Raw genomic sequence first — 17344 nt, 5'->3', positions numbered from 1 at the left:
GGATCAAGCCGCTTCCGGGGTCGGAAGCGCTTGGGTCTTGGGCCTCATCCGCTTCCAGCCGGCACCGATCAGCAGCAGGAGGAATCCGCCTCCGACGCTCCATAGGACAGCCGCATTCGAGGAAACAGCGTCCAGGCCGCCGAAATACATGACTTCCCGCAGCCCCACGGCTGCGAAACGCAGCGGCGTCCAGGCGTAGATCCAGTCGCGGGATGCCGCCGTCAGGAATTCCGGCGCCATGTTCAGCATCGGCATCGAGAAGAACATCAGCAGGACCAGAATCGCCATCGCCGGCATGCCGATCCAGTTGAGCAGCGCGGATTGAATCATGTAGAAGGCCGCGCCGGCGAGCCACAGGAACAGCCAGGTTTGCGTCGCCTCGGCCAGCTCCATGCCATACCAGGCGGACGCTTCCCAGACGAGGAATGCCGAAGCGAGTCCGGTAAGCACGATGCCCGCTACAGACTGCCAGACGATCGCGGCCGGTCGGCGCGATCCCTTTTTTATGGCTGCGCCGCCTGCAAAAAACAGAATCAGCGCCGATACCAGGCTGCCCATCCACATGATCTGCGTGAGCAGGCCCGGCGCATTGCCAGAGGCGTTGTTGACGCCTACCGCATGCATCGTCTCTTCTTGTACGACAATAGGAGACAGCAGCGCCGTCGCGGTCGTCACGGACACTTGCTGCGTTTGCGCGCCGATTTGCTCGAGCATCGTCTTCGACAGCTCTGCGCCGGCGAGCCGCATCGCCTGGGCGAGCCCTTGCTTTACGACGGTGGCAGCTTGTGTATTCCAGCCATCATTCGCAATGATCTTAACCGTTGCCGGCTTCGGCGCGGCGCCGGCCAAAGAGGCGACGCCCGAGCTAAGATCCGCCGGTACGACCAACGCACCGTAGTATTGCCGATCGTCCAGCCCCTTGCGCGCTTCGGCCTCGGAACCGACGACCGTCCAGGCAATCGGCAGCTGCGCATTCGACGTCAGCTTCTGCTTCAGCATCTCCCCCACCGCAAGCGTCCCGCCGCTCGGGAGCCCGGCCGGTTGGTCGAGCACGACAAGCGCCACCGGCACATCCTTCGGCTTGGCTCCGAGCACCGAGCCCATCATCGCAGCTCCGAATACGACCAGTACGATCAGGACAATTAACGTCCCGATCCATACGATTTTTTGTTTGAATATCGCCATGTCGCTATCCGCTCCTCTTGTACACTTTATTGAACACCGTGTTGATTAACGCTCACTACGTTCATTATAATGAAGAGAGAGCGACGTTCAATCGTCAATGTAAGGACGCGATGTTCATTAATCGGCAGATCGACGACGAGCTGTTGATTAACGCGAAAAAAGAACGGAGGAGTCGCGATGACGGGAAAGTTGGACCGGCGAAAAGCGCGAACCAGGCAGCTGCTCTACGATGCGCTCATGACGCTGCTGCAAGAAAAAAACGCCGATGCGATCACGGTCACCGATGTCGCCGACCGTGCGGACGTCAACCGCGGCACGTTTTATTTGCATTACCGGGATGTGGGGGACATGCTGCAGCAGCTGAAAGACGACGTTTTCACACGCATGCGGGGCTGCGTCGAGAAGCTCGATATCACGGAAGCGATCCGATATATCGACAAGGAGGAGCCTTATCCGGTCAGCATCGCCATCTTCGAGGAGGTCGCCCGTCATGGGGAATTTCTGCGCATCATGCTCGGCCAGCAAGGCGATTTGTCCTTCGCCCGACAGCTGCGGGAGTTGTTTGCCACCCGGGTTCAGGCCAAGCTGGGTACCTTTTCGCCCGAAGATCGGGCCGTACCGCTCGACTACCTCGTCTCCTACATCGCCTCCGCCAACTTCGGCATCGTCACGCACTGGCTGGACACCGGCCGCCAGCTCGCGCCCAGGCAGATGGCCAAGATGATGGTCAACTTAATGAGCTACGGCCCGCTCGTATCGGGCGGTATTCGGAAGAAGCCGGAGTTGGTGGAATCAAAGCGCAACGTCAAAATGCAGCCTGATTGACCCGCGCAATAGGTTACGTTTATCGGGCTCCATGTACGCCTTTCTTGCGGCCGCTCCGTCCCTTCTCCGGACACTGCCGTCCGTTATCCGCGCCGATTTTGCGTTTCCGCCGCGGTTCCGGACCCAGCATCCGTAATTTAAATGAATTCGCAGCTTGGGGGGCCGTTTTCAGGAGGATTAACGTATTCACGGTCCGCAACGCCCTCTCCAATCCACCTTTTGCGAAAATAGCTGACGTCTGGTCCACTTGTCCTGATGTTGAGGCGCAGCTGGGATGGGATAAGTATGGGCAATGCGTCGATGTGACAGGATAGCGATGTGGCGCATCGTTATTTGGGAGGAAATGCGCCGCTGGGGCGAAATAGCGATGTGGCACATCCTTATGTGGGCGGAAATACGCCGCTGGGGCGAAATAGCGATGTGGCACATCGTTATGTGGGCGGAAATGCGCCGCTGGGGCGAAATAGCGATGTGGCGCATCCTTATGTGGGCGGAAATGCGCCGCTGGGGCGAAATAGCGATGTGGCGCATCCTTATATTGGGGGACGCGTCGCTGGAGCAAGATAACGGGCGGTCGAAGCATAAAAGCGACAAAAAAGAACGGTCAAAGACGCTTGACCGTTCTCCAAAGCACTTCTTTTTGAACGCCGGGACAGGCAACATGCCTGTTCAAAAAACGGACCATATCCGTGTTGCGTCCTTCCACGAACAGGAGCCACTCCGAGAAAGCCGGATCGCGGACCAAGCGTCGGCACGCCTCGGCTGCCAGCGCGATGCCGCGCCCCATGCGCTGATGACGGGGATGCACGAACATCGTTTTGAACAGCAGCGTTCGGGTGTCGAAAGGCTCGAAGATCATCCAGCCGACGACCGCACCGCCATAGCGCAGCAGCAGGCTGCGTTCCTTGTCGATCAGTTTTTCATCCGCAAACGGCGAATAGTCTGGCGTATACCAAACGCCCTCTCCTTGCCATACTTCCTCGTACTCCTGCGTCGTCAACGTCCTGAAAGGACTGAATGTAAATTCATCCGGCAGCCGTAATCGATGAACCCACGGCATCTCCGGGTGAAGTCCGGTCGAGCCGCCCCAGATATGGATGCCGGGCAGCGGTTCATCAAATCCGCATGCCTTTAAGAAAGCGGCCTCCGCCGTGGCGGGATCGGTGCCTCCGAGATATTCGGCTCCGATCGCGCGTGTCCCCGTCTGCTTCAGCGCCGTCTCGATCTCGCCGAATAGCGTACGCCCAACGCCCTGGCGACGCTCCGGCTCCCTTACGGTCAGCGCGAGCAAGCCCGCCGTATCGGATGCCTCACGCCGCTCGGCAATTGCCATTCCGACCGGCTCGGCTCCCCGACGGGCTCCCAGCGCCAAGAACGAAGCCGGAAGTCGCTGCTGCAACACATGACTTAACTCAGGGGGGATCAGGCCTGTGTAAACACCGGGCACTGCGTCCTGAATCGCCTCAATCTCCAGGGCTTCCATCTCAGTATTGCGGTACGTCTATCGTTGAATCGACGGAAAGCGCGTTCCCGGCATTATCCGTAATGCCAGTCGCGGCAATCCTGAATTTGCTGGACAATTGAGGCACAAATATAGATTTTGCTTCATCTTTCAACGTAATGATAATGCGCTTGTCGACGAAGCTGACAGAATAATGAGTATTCATAGTCAATGGCTCGAAATCGACGGCATTGCCGCTCTGCGAAAACTGTACCTGCAAGCTATATCCCGTTATTGGTGTCGTCGTCAACAATTCGTTTGCCGTCAGCGTGAACTGATCGTTGCCGTAGACACTGCTGCTCAACGTCGGAACCGTCTCGTCCATGACGATCGGCAGCGTCACCTGGCTGACCTCCTCGTTACCCTGTTTGACATGGAATACAAGGGCAGCCTCCGTGCTTTCGGTGGCGGCGTCTAACGGGTGAACGGTAATCCCGGAAGAGCCCGGCGTGACCTCCACAAGCGGGGATGTGGATTCTACAGTGATGGTGCCCACCACGCCACTTCCGCTCTCCGTTACGTTAAACTGCTTGTTGACGGTATCGTATTCGATCGTCTCGGATACCGCGCCGCGTTTGATTTGCAAATAATTTTTAATATTGCGCTTGTTGTATTGCTCAAAACTGTCGGCAGATAGAACCGTATCTCCGGTCGTGCCGGTTCTGCCGCTGTTGAGGTAGAAAGGACGCCCCTCCAAGGAGGCCTTCAGCAAATGCGACCCTGCGTCCTGAAACGCCGTAATTGCATTCTGCATTGCCCCCGTCGCGCTGTCGATCTCAGACTGCGTTGCTCCGGCTTTCCCCTTTGCTTCTTCCGCTGCCTCAATCGCGTCATTCAGCGCGTCGATCGCGCTCTGCGGGTATTGGCCTTCCAAGGTGCCGACAACCGCCGTATCGGCTAGGTTCGAAGCATCGGCGATCGCTGCGTCCAGCTGCGTCAGATCGATGTGAACGACAGCATCGCTAAACGTATCGATGGCGTCCTGCAGCGTGGAGACGGCGCTGGCGATCCCCACTTTTGTTGCCGCGGCGTCGTTCCTTAAGGCAATTGCAGCCTCAATCGCGTCATTCAGCGCGTCGACCGCGCTCTGCGAAAACTGGCCCTCGGCATCGCCAACGGCCGCCGCGTCGGCAAGGTTCGAAGCGTCTGCGATCGCTGCGTCCAGCTGCGTCAGATCGATGTGAACGACTTTGTCTTTAAAAGCATCGATCGCTTCTCGCAGAGTAAAGGCTGCGCTGTCGATCTCAGACTTCGTTGACTCCATATCGGCCATCACGACTCCCGCCGCCTCGATCGCTCCGTTCAGCGCGTCGATCGCGCTCTGCGGGTACTGGCCCTCCGCTTCGCCCGCCACAGCTGCAGCGACATAGCCCGAAGCGTCGATGATCGCCGCGTCGAGCAACGCGGTTCCGACATGGACGACAGCGTTCTTGAATACGTTAGTCGCCGTGCGCAAGGTCATCAAGGCGCCGTCGATCTGCGGCTGCGTCGCCTGAACGTCTGCCTTCGCCGCGCCGGCCGCCTCGATCGCTTCCTTCAGCGCATCGATCGCGCTCTTCGGGTACTGACCTTCCGCTTCGCCGGCCACCGCCGTATCGGCAAGGCCCGAAGCGTCGGCGATCGCTGCGCCTAGCGCGCTCTTGTCCGCAACCGTGGGCGGATTGTAGGATACGGGTGCCGATGGCTTCGTTACCGGCGCGCCGCTTGCCGATACGATACTGCCGATCTGCGCCTGCACCTGGCTCAGATTGGTGACGATGTCCGCCAGCGCGATACCGTCCGGCAAGACCAGCCGGTCGATCCGCACGTCGTTGCCGATGGTCAGTTTAGCTTTTGGATCGGTAATCTGAATCTCGCGATAGGCGCCTTTACCGGACAGCGTCACCGCCTGCCCCGTCAGCTCCAGACGATCGACGCTTGCGTCGACGAAGACGTTAGCCGCTTGATTTTGAAGGATCAGATTTTTAATCGTTCCTCCGCTGATCGCTATATGATCGCCCGATACCTTCAGCGTACCTCCGACGGGCATCCCTGTCGTATCTAGCTTTACCGGAGTTCCTGCCGTACCTGTGGCGACGATCTCCAGCTCCGATAGCACGTTCACGCTGCGAACGGCGGATTTGAATCGAAGCTTGGCGCCTGATAGCGCCTCTTTATTCCCTTCAGCCAGCAAAAGCTGCTTAAGCTTGTCCGAGACCAGCAGCGGCTTACCATCCGCCATAATCACGTCGCCGTCTACCTTCGTCACTACTGCGCTTAACTCTTTTTCCGCAAAAATATCTACCAGGAACTGCGCAATATCCGCTCTGGCCACCGGCTGCTGCGGTTCGAAGCCCTTCGCCTGCGGGGTCATCAAACCAAGCCGGAGCGCGGCTTGCACGGATGCTGCCGCCCAACCGCTTGCTCCGGAGGCAAGCGCAGGGTCCGTCTCCAGCCCGCCTGTCGTGTTCAGGCCGTTGACGGCGCGTACGAATACGGACGCCAGCTCCTGGCGAGTAACCTTGCGGTTCGGATCGAAGCCGATGTCCGTTCCGTTCATCAAGCCGGCCTTGCGCACGGCCTCAATATAACTCGCGCTCCAACTGTCGGAGGCAACATCCTTAAAGCTTGATTCGGCATTCGTATCCAACGGCAGATGCAGCGCTTTAGCCAACAGCACGGCCAATTGCGTTCGCGTGAGCGACTCTTCCGGTTTGAATTCCCCGTTCGGATAGCCGCTGATCAGCCCAAGCGAGACCGCTTCCCGAATAGCTGCCTGCCGATCGGCCGACACTGAACCGATATCTTTTAATGAAGCCTGCTCCACGGAAGCAAGAGGAGCGGCGAGCACGTTCCTCGCTCCGAATGCCGATGTGGCGATCATGCTTGCCAATAATACTGCTTTCCAATTCGTCGCCAATGTGATCCCATCCTCTTGATGTATAGTCCTGATGCTGCGCATGCGATTCGAGCCGCGTCGCCTCGGCCATTGATAAGCCGAAAGGTCAGTATGATCATCGTCAATGACTGAACGTTGACAAAACCGACGCGTTTCCATTCTCTAACGCTTCCGCCCAACTCCGGAGCTCAGGCGCCCCCTTGCCAAGACAGAAGAACCGCCGGATACGATCCTGACGGTTCTCCGTTTCGAATACGGCGTGATCAGTCGATCAAATCCGCAAATTGCATGAATCGCTTCAGCATAACGGCTGCTTGCGCGCGGCTTGCCTGCGCCGCAGGCACGAACGTGTCGCTTGTCATGCCGGTGATGATGCCGGCATCGACGGCCTGCGCCACGGACGCGCGCGCCCAGCTGCCGATCGCGGCTTTGTCCTTGAAGCCGCTCAGTGAGGCTTCCGAAGACGACGGCGCGGAGCCTTTCGCATACGCGATCGCTCTCGTGATCATGACCGCCATCTGCTCGCGGGTGATCGTGGCTCCAGGCTTGAAGCTGCCGTCCTCGAAGCCTTCGATCAGCTTCGCCTTTACGGCCGCGCCCGTTGCGCCTGCGTACCATGCGCCCGATGCGACATCCTTGAAGCTTGCAGCGCCGGATACGTCAGTCGTGAGGCCCAGCGCACGGACGAGCAGCGCCGCGAATTCGGCGCGCGTGATGCTGCTGTTCGGCGCAAACTGCGTATCGGACACGCCGTTGACCACAAGCTTGGAGGCGAGCAGCTCGACGTCCGCTTTGGCCCAAGGCGCGGTCAGATCGGTAAACGCCTTGTTAGCCGTCAGCACGGTGTAGATGCTGTTGCCGTTGCGCTTGAACGTAATCTTAAAAGTACCGTCCACCTGCTTCGTGAATTGCGCGGGCACAAAGGTTAGTGTCCCAGACTGTGGATCGTACAGCGCGACGGTCGCGTGCGAAGCGTCGATCGTGCCCGATGTGACGACCGTGCGTGATACATAGGTCGAGCCGAATTCATTCAGCTCGGAGGTTTTGCCTCCGCCGGTAGCGACGATCGAGAATTCGATCGCGCCTCCCTGTTGCGAGGCGCCGATGCCGGCCGCGCTAGCTTTAATCTTGGCGTTGATGTCATCTGCGGACGGGACGATGTTGACCTGAATGGTGATGTCCTGTGCCGATGCGCCGAGATTCGCGGCGATCGCGTCGAAGTTCAGCACGCCTAGCGGCAGCGAATATTCGCCTTCGCCGGTTTGCAGCGATACGATCGCGCCCGAAGAGGCGGCGTCCTTCAATGCGGAGAACGGCAGATTAAACTGCACGGCTTCTCCTTGCTTGCCTTCATAGGCAATGTACACGACAGGCGCAGCGCCTTTGTTATCCTGCTGCGCAGCCTTCTTCAGCGCGTCCGCGAGCGACGCGCCATCCTGCGTGATGACGGTCGTCGAGCGTCCCCCAACCTCTGTCGTCGAGGTCTTGTTCTTGCTCGTGTCGACCACGACCGGCTCAGCGCCACCTACCGGCGTGATGACCTTGCCCGTCGTTGGAGGCGGCGTCGGCGTCGATACGGACCCGCTTGGTGGCGGCGTGACCGTCTTCGCCGTCACTTTAAATGTCTTGCTGGCCACATCGCTGCCTTGACCGACGACCACCGTATACGTGCCCCCCGGCTCGCCTGATCCGATCGTAAACGGCGACGCGTATTGATTTGCGGTCACCGGCACGATATTGAAATACACGATGCTGCTGTCAGGACGTAGCACCTTGACGATGACCTCACCCAACGTAGAAGCGCCTTTAATATCGACTTGATCGCCCGCCGTAACATCCGCCACGTCCTGCAGCGAGACGACCGAGCTCTCGGCATAGGCTGCCGCTGCCGGCACGAAGGCCAGGCACAGCGTCAAAATCATGAATATACGAAGCATGCGCGATTTCACTGCTCGTTTCCCCGCTCCCTTAATCTCGATCATCGTTGTATTCCGACAGTACCATGGCTTCATCAATCTCCAACTGTGTCTTGACCGTGCCGAGATTCAGCCCCACATTGCCCATCTCGCCGTCAAAGCTGCTGACTATAAATGCCTTAACTGTGTAATTTTTAGAAGTCAATGCCGCATCCGAAACGCTGAATTTGGCCGTATACTTGCCCGTACCGACTGCCAGCTCGGCTGCTACAATGCTGACCGGCGTATCGCCGTCGAACAATTCGAACACGACATCTTGCGCGCTTGCGTTGCTACTGGATGATAATACATTAAAAGCGGATGAATTTTGGCTCCCATATGCCCGATTGTAAATGAACACTTCGGCAGTAACGCCGTTCTTCTTTGAAATCGACGGTGCAGTCATGTAGAAGAGATCGGACGACTTATAGGCATAGCCGTCATAGTATTGCGTGCTGTACCCTTCAGACTCAATGGCGATTTCATAACTCCGGTCTTTCAGGAAGACGCCCTTGTGAATCTTAATCTCACTGTCTGTAAGGTCATACTCGGATTTCGTCAGCTCTCTGTAAGTAGCGTTTTCGTAATCCCATACCTTAACGCTTTGGATATGGTTTCTCCACTCAGGGCTGTTCTCGAACTTTAAGGCCGTATCTGCATCGCTGAACAAATAGCCGCTCAACTGAGGCCTATTGGAGGTGATCGTCCGCCTTCCCCCGACGTTCACCAAGTAGTGATGCGAATCCGTAAGAACGCCTGGATCAATCTCGACTTGCATGGTTCCTGCCACGATTCGATTATGCAGGAGAATGCCGATACTGGAACCGCTCAAGATGACCTTGTCTTCTGTGGACAATGGATTAAACGTAACGCCATTATCCGTCGAGATTTTGATTTTTTCCTTTAGATGCGATCCGTTTTCATCCACAGTGAGATCTTCTAATGGCCCGGCTTCGAAGTATAAGCTGAGGAAACGACCGTTAAAACCGATGTTTGCATTGTTCATACCGAATGTCGCATCATTATTTACATCAATCCAATTGGTCCATACTCTACCATAATCTGAATAATTGCCTGCCAAGTCGGTGATTTTGCTTAGATCGAAACGCACATAGAAAACATTTTCGTCGATTAGCGTATTAAAATAAATAATAACCGTTTGTCCGGAAACCGTTACCGTCGCGTCCGATGGGAGCCCGTTTACATACCCGACTTGTGAATTGTACCAGCGAAAATTTTGCTTGAATGCGGCAAGATCTTGTTGGGACATCGCCACTTTCTCATTGAACTGTAAGGTCAATTGTTTCAAATCGCTTGAAAGTAGGTAGTTGATGTACTCCGGACCCGCTGTATCGGATGTGTCTCCCCCCGGATTCGCCGGAAGGTAAGGAGAGGCCATTTCATCCGAATAGTAATTCCCGTTCGCGTCCTGGAGCGTACCTCCGCTAATGACAATTTGGCTGCTCTCGCCGTTCAGAGCAGTCGCGAAATGGATATTAAGCTTGTCTCCAACAACCTCTACGGTGTCATTGGTGCCCAAATCCCTGCGATGACCGGATCCTTCTTTCAGCCAAATTCTCGAATTCAATTGCTTCGATGCGTTATAAAACGGCGTGGTGTAAATATTCCGGTCGAACGTGACCGTGACATCGTGATTGTCGCTGCTCAAAGCGGCGCTCTGAATGGCAGGCGGGCTCACGTCCAGAATCAACTCGGGCGTCATATTACCCGCCGCATCTTTAAACAAGCCGGCGGCAAGTTTAAATTTCGTTTTCGGGCCGGATACAATCTTCAGATCGTTCCGATAACTAATTTGAATAGAACTGTTGTCTCCGCCAACTTCAATAAGATCGTTGACGAGAGGCGAAAAATGCTCGCCATCCTGCGCAACTTGAATTTGGCTTTGAAGATATGCGATAGCCGCTCCTTCGTCCTCGATCGTATCGGGGAACACAGGGGTAATGGCTTCGTCGAAGTGCAGCTTCACGCTCCCACCATTGGCTAAGCTCTCCGCCCCGATGAACGCCGGCGGCACGATGTCCGCCCCGACGATGCCGCTCAGCTCGATCGGCGCGGTATAAGGCTCAGTCTCGCCATCCAGGACGACCGCACCGGCTGCGATGCGAACCGCATGGCGATCGCCGACAAGCTGCTGATCCAATGTCAGCACGATCGCATCGGGATCCTCGGCATCATATGCGACGGAATCCCCTTCGCCAAGCGCCTCGAATTCCGCGCTGCCCGCTTGTTTAATCGTGATGGCGCTCTTCAGTTGCTCCGGCGTTCCCGACGGCGCTATGCTCCTGTCGAAGCGAATGGTGAACGTCTTAAAGTCGTCGTCGAGCGTGCCCGTCACGCTGGGCGTACCCTCAGGCAGCAGGTCGCGTGCATCGCAATGCTTGCTTTGTAACGGCGCAGGATCACCCCACTCCTCGTTCGAACATCCGATGCCGTCCGTTGCCGTATTCGAGAAATAACTGCCGTCCGTCCCGTATCTCACTTCTTTGGTCCCGGTGAAGTCGCATACGCCTTGTTCATCCGCGCACTTGGTCCATGCGGGCATATTGTCCACGGTCGTAGCCGCACTCGCCGCAGGCGCGTACGAGAATACCGCGGAGACCAACATCGCCAGCATCAGAAAAACTGAAACTTTTTTCATTCTTCTTTTGTCACTCCTATATGTTTTTAGTGATTCTTTTAGCCCAGATTTTAGTATAAAGAAAGCCAATGACGGTAAAATGACAAACTTCGACGAAAATCCAGCCGATCGCCGTGACGGCATGCGAAATAGACTCGAATCCTTGCGGATCGAGTCTTCTCGTCAACCGCTTCTTTTGCGGCCTCTTCTTATTCGGCGGCTTCCAGCTGCGTCAACAGCTGTCCGTACAGCTTAGTCACCTCGATCGACGGCCGAACACCAAGCTCTTCCTGAAGCGTGTCCGAATACTTCGCGTACAGCCGGGTCAGCGCTTCTCGATTGTGCTGCAAGGCCAGCGCCTTCATATAAAGCTTGACCGTATCCTCGTCGAGCTCATTGTGCGCCGTGAGCTTGGCGAGGATACGAATCGCGGCCTGGATATCCCCCCGGTCCAACAACGCCCGGCCAAGCCGAAGGGTGAACGACGCGTACATTTGGGAAATTCGCTCGACCTCGCTCCACGCCCAAGGATAGGCGAGATCCCCGAAAAGCTGGCCTACGTAGGCACGCTCCAGCTCGATCGCCCGGTCCAGGTTGGACGCATCCACCCCCGCCATTTCCCGACAACCCTCTTCGAAGCGATGGAAATCGACCTCCGCCAGCGTCAGGTTCAGCGCATAGTGATTGGCATCCGAATGCAAGCTTCCCTTCATGCCGATCGCCTCAAGCAGCTTGCGGAGTTGATAAGCCGTCGTGTTGAGGTAGACCTCCGCATTCTTGCGGGGCATGCCGACGAAGATGTCTTCGATCAGCCGGGCCCTGGAGACGAGGCTCCCGCGCTGGAGCACCAGATAGGCGCATAGCTCCGCGCTCTTGCTGGACTTCCACTTGGCCAGCTCGCGCTGCGCGCCGCGAATTTCCATGCGGCCGAGGCAGTTGATCTGCACTTGCGGCATGGGGGCTGCGGGAGGTCCCGCGTTTCTCTTATCCCCGCTTGCTTCAGCCAATGCCCTTCGAACCGTATGCTGCAGCCGCTCCTGTACGACAGGCTTGACCATGAAGTCGTAGGCGTAAACATCGAATGCGGACAGCGCAAATTCAGTGTGAGACGTCACAAAGACGAGCTTGACCTCTCTCCCGCTCTCTCGAAGCCGCTGGGCGAAGGCCATGCCGCTCTCCTTGGGCATGTTGATGTCGATAAAGATCAGGTCCACCGCAGCGCTTTTTAAGTAAGCTTCTGCCGATGCGGTATCCGCGAAGCTGCCCATGATTTCGACGTCGTCGATTTTGGCCAGCATGCGCTTCATGATCAAATGCATTGCTTTTTCGTCGTCTACGATTAGGACCTTCATCCGATCTCCTTCTCCGCCATCGAGTCGCTCCCGGACGCGGCATCCGCCTGCGCGGCTGGCACGGTGAAGTAAAAAGTGCTGCCCTGCTCCGGCGTGCTGTCGAACCAGAACTCTCCTCCGTTCAACCGCACGAATTCCTTGCAGAGCGCGAGTCCAAGTCCGACCCCCCGCTCGCCCGCCGTTCCTTCGGTAGAAACGACATACCCCTCCCGCAGCAGCGTATACAGCCGCTCTTCGGGAATGCCCATGCCCGAATCGCTGACGCTGACGGTGACCGAGCCGCCCGACTGCCAGGCCCGCACCCGGATGTCGCCGCCAAGCTCGGTGAACTTGATGGCGTTGGACAGCAGGTTGCGCAGCACCAGGTCGAGCATCTCCTTGTCCGCGAATACGAACGCGTCCGGCTCGATATCGGATATAATCCGAATGCCCTTGCCGTCGCTGCGGCCCTGCAGCAGCCGGACATTCCGCTGCACGGAATGGGACAGGCTCTGAACGATCGGAACGAATACCATGCCTCCCCGTTGGCTGCGAAACCATTCGAGCAAGCTCTCGACGAGCGCAAAGGTGCTGTGCACCTGCCGGCTCATCTCTTGTACGATCTCCTCGTGATCCTCCCCGCAGACCGATGCCTCCTCCTCCAGCAGCTCGGTCAGATTCAGGAGCACCGCCATCGGATCCCGGATATCGTGCGCCACCACGTTGAACATCTGATCCTTGAAGGCGTTCAGCTCGCGAAGCTGCCTGGCGTTCTCGAGCAGCCGCTCCTCCGAGCGTACCGCGTCCGTCACGTCTCGAAGCAGCAGCATCTTGCCCGCAGGTCTGGATCGAAAGTCGGCAATTAGCGATACCTGGACGTTGTAGTAACGGTCGGCTGCCTTGTCCCTCAATAGTTCCTTGTCCTCGGACGCGTACGCCAGGTCGATCCTACGTAGAAGATCGGGATTGGCCGCGAAAACGGCCGAAGCCGGCTGACCGATTCCTTTTTTGCGGTCCAAACCTTGAATCGTGCGTCCTGCCGCGTGGTTGAAACCGGTAATGTTGTGCTCCAGATCCAGCAGCACGACGGCGTCCTGCATGGATTCGAATACCTTCTGCAACGCCATCGGCGCGAGTCGGAGCAGGTTGAACTGGTAGATGCCGAACAAGAAAAAGATGTTCGAGAGGACGAAGCCGAAGGGAGAGATATCGAAGGGCGTGGGCAGAACCTCGCTAAGATAGACAAGCGTGGAGCCGTAGGGCGCAAGCGATCCGATGAGCATGAGAACGACATGCTTTTTCATGGAAGGCGCGGACTTGAAATACATTCGAACGAGAAGAACGACCCCGACGAGGATCAGAACGTAAGCGTACACGACGTGGACGTAGTACAGCGGTCCCCTGACGATCCGGGCCAGCGGGAAGCCCTCGGAGTCGTCGAGCGTGAGGCTTTTGTAAAAAAGATGATGCCATTCGTTCGTATTGTGGGCGATAAAAGTCATAAAGGGTATAACCATCGCGACGGCGACGGTCCATTTGCGTATGTAAGCCTGCCTGCCGGTATATTGAAGGACCATGATAAACCAAAATACGGTGCCGAACGGAATGCCGATATATTCAATTCGCAGCCAGAAGCGGATGGTCTCGAGCGACGCGCTCACGAGCTCGGATGCGTAGCCGAACGTATAGAAAGCCGTGCTCAAGATGCACAGGCCGTAGCTGACCGCGATCGGCAGTTCCCTTCTTTTCCAGCACAGGTAGACGACCACCGCGGAGCAGCAGGCAGACGCAATGAGCAAGGCGGACAAGTATAAATTGAAGTTCATAAATGAGGACGCTCCTCGTACTGCTGGTGGGCTGAATATTCGTTCGCAGATGCGGGAGTCGTCGTCCGAATCAGCCGGCCGCCCGCTCCGTTTCTCCAGTATACACCCCTTTAATGATGAAGAAATGACAAATTTCGACGAATAGACGGCGCCGTATTCCCTATATGGGAATACGGCGCCGTCATTCGGCTTGCGTTATTCCGCTTCGCCCACGACAGTGAAGCGCTCGCCCTCATGCGCAGGCCGCTCAATCTCGTCTACGATCGCGATCGCATAGTCCGCGTAGCTCACGTAGCTGTCGCCCTTTGCATTGACGAGGAGTAGGTTCCCTCCCTTGCGGTAAGCGCCGGTGCGCTTGCCTGCCGGGTCAAAAAACGCGGACGGGCTGACGAACGTCCAGCGGATCCCGGCAGCGGCTTGCAGGTCCTGCAGGTTTTGCGCCTGGCTGGACGCGGTCGCCTTGAACATCTCGGGGAAGTCGGGCGTATCGACGACGCGAATCGTCTGGTCCTCGTCGACGAACAGGCTGCCGGCGCCGCCCACGACGATGAGGCGGGTATCCGGCGCGCCCTGCAGCGCCGCGATCAGAGCCCGGCCCGCTTCCGCGTGCAAATGCGCCTGGTCGAGCGGGGCGCCGAACGCATTCACGACCGCGTCGAACGCTTGCAGGTCGCTTGCTTGCAGATCGAAGACGTCCTTCTCGAGCACCGCCCAGCCCTTATCAGCCACCTTGGCCGCACTGCGGACGATAGCCGTCACCGTATGCCCCCGCGCCGCCGCTTCCTTGGCGATCGCGTCGCCGGCCTTGCCGCTTGCTCCAATAATTCCGATGTTCATGTTCATGTCTTCCTCCAAAGAATTGATATTTTTCAAATGGATGCTGCTTATGCGTCGAAATAAAGATGTAACCAAGACGAGTACAACCGTGACAAAGAAAAGCGCTTAGTCGTTCGCGACACGCTTCTCTTCGATCTCCCGGGCCAGCACGTCGACGAGCTCTCTCATCGTCACGACGGCCAGTACGCCCTCCATCGCCGCCTGTGCCTTGACCATCATCAGGCGCAGCACCTGCTCGATGTTGGCGCCTACCGGGCATGCCGGATTCGGCTGCTCGTGCATATGAAACAGGCGGTCTTCCTCCACTACGTCGACCGCACGATATACGTCAAGCAGCGTGACTCCGTCCAGTTCCTTCGCGAGCGTAGCGCCGCCGCTACCCGCCTTGACGTTGGCGAGTCCCGCCTTCTTCAGTTGACCGAGCACCCGACGGATGACGACGGGATTCGTCCCGACGCTGCCGGCCAGCCACTCCGACGTATGGTGGTCCTGCGGCCGAATCGCCAGCAGGGACAAGATGTGCACGCCGATGGAAAATCTGCTGCTGATTTGCATAAGCAACACCCTTTCGTTGTAATAATTATAGTTACAACTTTGACGAGATGTCAAGGCAGGTTATTTTAGGTTTCCGCAAAGAAGGGAAGCCGATCTGTCCCGGCTCCCCATTGGTTGCTTACTTGATCAAAAGATTTTCCGGCGTCGACGTAATTGTCGTAATTGCGTAGCCGGCAGCGCCCGACCCTGCAGCCGTGCTGCCTGTCGTACTGCCCTTGCCGCCATTGCCGCCGCTGGCGCCGCCGCCCCCGCCGGGGGTGTAGACGCTTGAGGAGCCCGCATTAATGCCCGCCGATCCCCCGTTGACGCTCAGCGTACCCGTTACGTTGACCGTGGCGCCCAGCAAGTGGATGATGCCGCCTCCGCCCCCGCCTCCGCCGCCTTCGGAATTGCCGCCGTTGCCGTCGAAGCCATTCGCGCCGTTGCCGCCGTTTGCCCGGATTGTTCCCGCAGCTTGAATGACACCTTTTGCGCCGATGACGACGATTCCGCCTCCGCCGCCCCCGGTGCCAACGATGCCCACTCCTGCCGTATTCGGGTTCGTCCCGTCCTGTCCGTTCGCGTTGATTATCCCGCCGCTGGCGATGCTGACATTCCCGCCTGCGGCCAGAACGATGGAGCCCCCGCCGCTGCCTCCGCTGCTGTTGGCGTCCCGATTGCCGGCTCCGCCGGCCGCTGCCGGAGGGCTGGTCAATTGGGCAGCCTGCAGCTTGGCGAGACCGACGCCTGCGGCACCAGGCCCGGCAGGCGCCAGGGAAACGCCCGGATTCGGTGCACCGTCTCCGGTGTCCTGGGCACCGGTCAAGACCGAGATCGTCCCCAAGCCGGATATCGTGATGTCGCCTGTCGCCCGGAGCGTGATGCCGCTAGGCACGATCAGCGTACCGTTGACCGTGATCGACGTAAATTGAAGGTTGGTAATGTTTGTCGTTCCCAAGGACAAGTCCAACGTGTTGCCCGGGGGAACAGACAATACGCCCCCGCTTCCATCTCCGTAGATGCCGCTTGCACCGCTCAATCCCTGCGGTCCTTGAGGCCCTTGCGGGCCTGTGGCGCCGGTTGGACCGGAAGGACCCTGCGGGCCTGTCCCGCCGTTTGCGCCGGCAGGGCCTTGCGGACCGATCGCGCCGTCGGCACCGTCTGCGCCGGCAGGGCCTTGCGGGCCGGCCGCGCCGTCGGCACCGTCTGCGCCGGCGGGACCTTGCGAACCGACTGCGCCGTCGGCACCGTCTGCGCCGGCGGGACCTTGCGGACCAATCGCGCCGTTGGCACCGTCTGCGCCGGCGGGACCTTGCGGGCCGATCGCGCCGTCGGCACCGTCTGCGCCGGCGGGACCTTGCGGGCCGATCGCGCCGTCGGCACCGTCTGCGCCGGCGGGACCTTGCGGGCCGATCGCGCCGTTGGCACCGTCTGCGCCGGCGGGGCCTTGCGGGCCGATCGCCCCGTCGGCACCGTCTGCGCCGGCGGGGCCTTGCGGGCCGATCGCGCCGTCGGCACCGTCTGCGCCGGCAGGGCCTTGCGGGCCGGGCGCGCCATCGACGCCCTTATCCCCCTTCTCGCCCTTTTGCCCCGGAAGACCGCGATCGCCCTTAAGGTTTAATTGGTACATCCGTTGATCGGCCCGACAGCTTCCTTCCGGATCGATCAGATTCATTTTGCCTTCGTTGCTGACGCAGATGCTGATCTTATCGAGCACCGTCGTCGCAGCCCAAGAACCTTGAATATTGAACCCTGCAAATGCGACGACAATAATAGCTGCGATCTTCGTCTTGAATCCCTTCACCTTCATGCCGAAATCCACTCCCTACCAGCG

The 17344-nt window shown here is 58.3% G+C and carries 12 protein-coding genes; 2 read left to right on the top strand and 10 right to left on the bottom strand.

Going from position 1 to position 17344, the window contains the following annotated elements; all coding sequences use genetic code 11:
• Positions 1-3 precede the first annotated feature (3 nt).
• A complete protein-coding gene (locus ACFSR7_RS17530; RefSeq protein ID WP_378163730.1) occupies positions 4-1185 on the bottom strand; it encodes a YhgE/Pip domain-containing protein in 1182 nt (393 codons plus the stop codon).
• Between the two features lie 177 nt (positions 1186-1362).
• Here ACFSR7_RS17530 and ACFSR7_RS17525 point away from each other — a divergent pair, with 177 nt between their 5' ends.
• Together ACFSR7_RS17525 and ACFSR7_RS17520 are read left to right on the top strand one after the other, a co-directional pair.
• On the top strand, positions 1363-2010 hold the full coding sequence (locus tag ACFSR7_RS17525; protein ID WP_378163728.1) for a TetR/AcrR family transcriptional regulator: 648 nt from the start codon (positions 1363-1365) through the stop codon (positions 2008-2010).
• A 318-nt stretch (positions 2011-2328) separates the two neighbouring features.
• The gene (locus ACFSR7_RS17520) at positions 2329-2577 is read left to right on the top strand and encodes an LbetaH domain-containing protein (RefSeq protein ID WP_378163726.1); all 249 of its coding nucleotides are present in this window, start codon (positions 2329-2331) and stop codon (positions 2575-2577) included.
• A 37-nt stretch (positions 2578-2614) separates the two neighbouring features.
• Here ACFSR7_RS17520 and ACFSR7_RS17515 read toward each other — a convergent pair whose 3' ends face one another.
• The 9 genes from ACFSR7_RS17515 to ACFSR7_RS17475 all read right to left on the bottom strand — a co-directional run bounded on the left by ACFSR7_RS17515 (position 2615) and on the right by ACFSR7_RS17475 (position 17320).
• On the bottom strand, positions 2615-3493 hold the full coding sequence (locus tag ACFSR7_RS17515; RefSeq protein WP_378163724.1) for a GNAT family N-acetyltransferase: 879 nt from the start codon (positions 3491-3493) through the stop codon (positions 2615-2617).
• Position 3494: 1 nt separating this feature from the next.
• Positions 3495-6410 carry an S-layer homology domain-containing protein gene (locus ACFSR7_RS17510; RefSeq protein ID WP_378163722.1) on the bottom strand — a complete coding sequence of 972 codons (2916 nt, stop codon included), beginning with the start codon at positions 6408-6410 and terminating at the stop codon, positions 3495-3497.
• Between the two features lie 242 nt (positions 6411-6652).
• Positions 6653-8326: an S-layer homology domain-containing protein gene (locus ACFSR7_RS17505; protein WP_378163720.1), complete on the bottom strand. Its 1674-nt coding sequence runs from the start codon at positions 8324-8326 to the stop codon at positions 6653-6655.
• A 31-nt stretch (positions 8327-8357) separates the two neighbouring features.
• Positions 8358-11003, bottom strand: a complete 2646-nt coding sequence (locus ACFSR7_RS17500) for a hemoblobin-interacting domain-containing protein (protein ID WP_378163719.1) — start codon at positions 11001-11003, stop codon at positions 8358-8360.
• 188 nt (positions 11004-11191) lie between these two features.
• The gene (locus ACFSR7_RS17495) at positions 11192-12334 is read right to left on the bottom strand and encodes a response regulator (protein ID WP_378163717.1); all 1143 of its coding nucleotides are present in this window, start codon (positions 12332-12334) and stop codon (positions 11192-11194) included.
• The gene (locus tag ACFSR7_RS17490; RefSeq protein ID WP_378163716.1) at positions 12331-14139 is read right to left on the bottom strand and encodes a sensor histidine kinase; all 1809 of its coding nucleotides are present in this window, start codon (positions 14137-14139) and stop codon (positions 12331-12333) included. The genes ACFSR7_RS17495 and ACFSR7_RS17490 overlap by 4 nt, the downstream gene beginning before the upstream one ends.
• 195 nt (positions 14140-14334) lie before the next feature.
• A complete protein-coding gene (locus ACFSR7_RS17485; protein ID WP_378163714.1) occupies positions 14335-14976 on the bottom strand; it encodes an NAD(P)-dependent oxidoreductase in 642 nt (213 codons plus the stop codon).
• 105 nt (positions 14977-15081) lie between these two features.
• Positions 15082-15531, bottom strand: a complete 450-nt coding sequence (locus tag ACFSR7_RS17480) for an Rrf2 family transcriptional regulator (RefSeq protein WP_378163712.1) — start codon at positions 15529-15531, stop codon at positions 15082-15084.
• Between the two features lie 118 nt (positions 15532-15649).
• Positions 15650-17320: a hypothetical protein gene (locus ACFSR7_RS17475; protein WP_378163710.1), complete on the bottom strand. Its 1671-nt coding sequence runs from the start codon at positions 17318-17320 to the stop codon at positions 15650-15652.
• Positions 17321-17344 lie beyond the last annotated feature (24 nt).

Source organism: Cohnella sp. GCM10020058 (assembly GCF_042683485.1).
Taxonomy (GTDB): domain Bacteria; phylum Bacillota; class Bacilli; order Paenibacillales; family Paenibacillaceae; genus Cohnella.
Note: the sequence above shows the minus strand (reverse complement) of the source record. Positions and strands in the feature narration are given on the sequence as shown.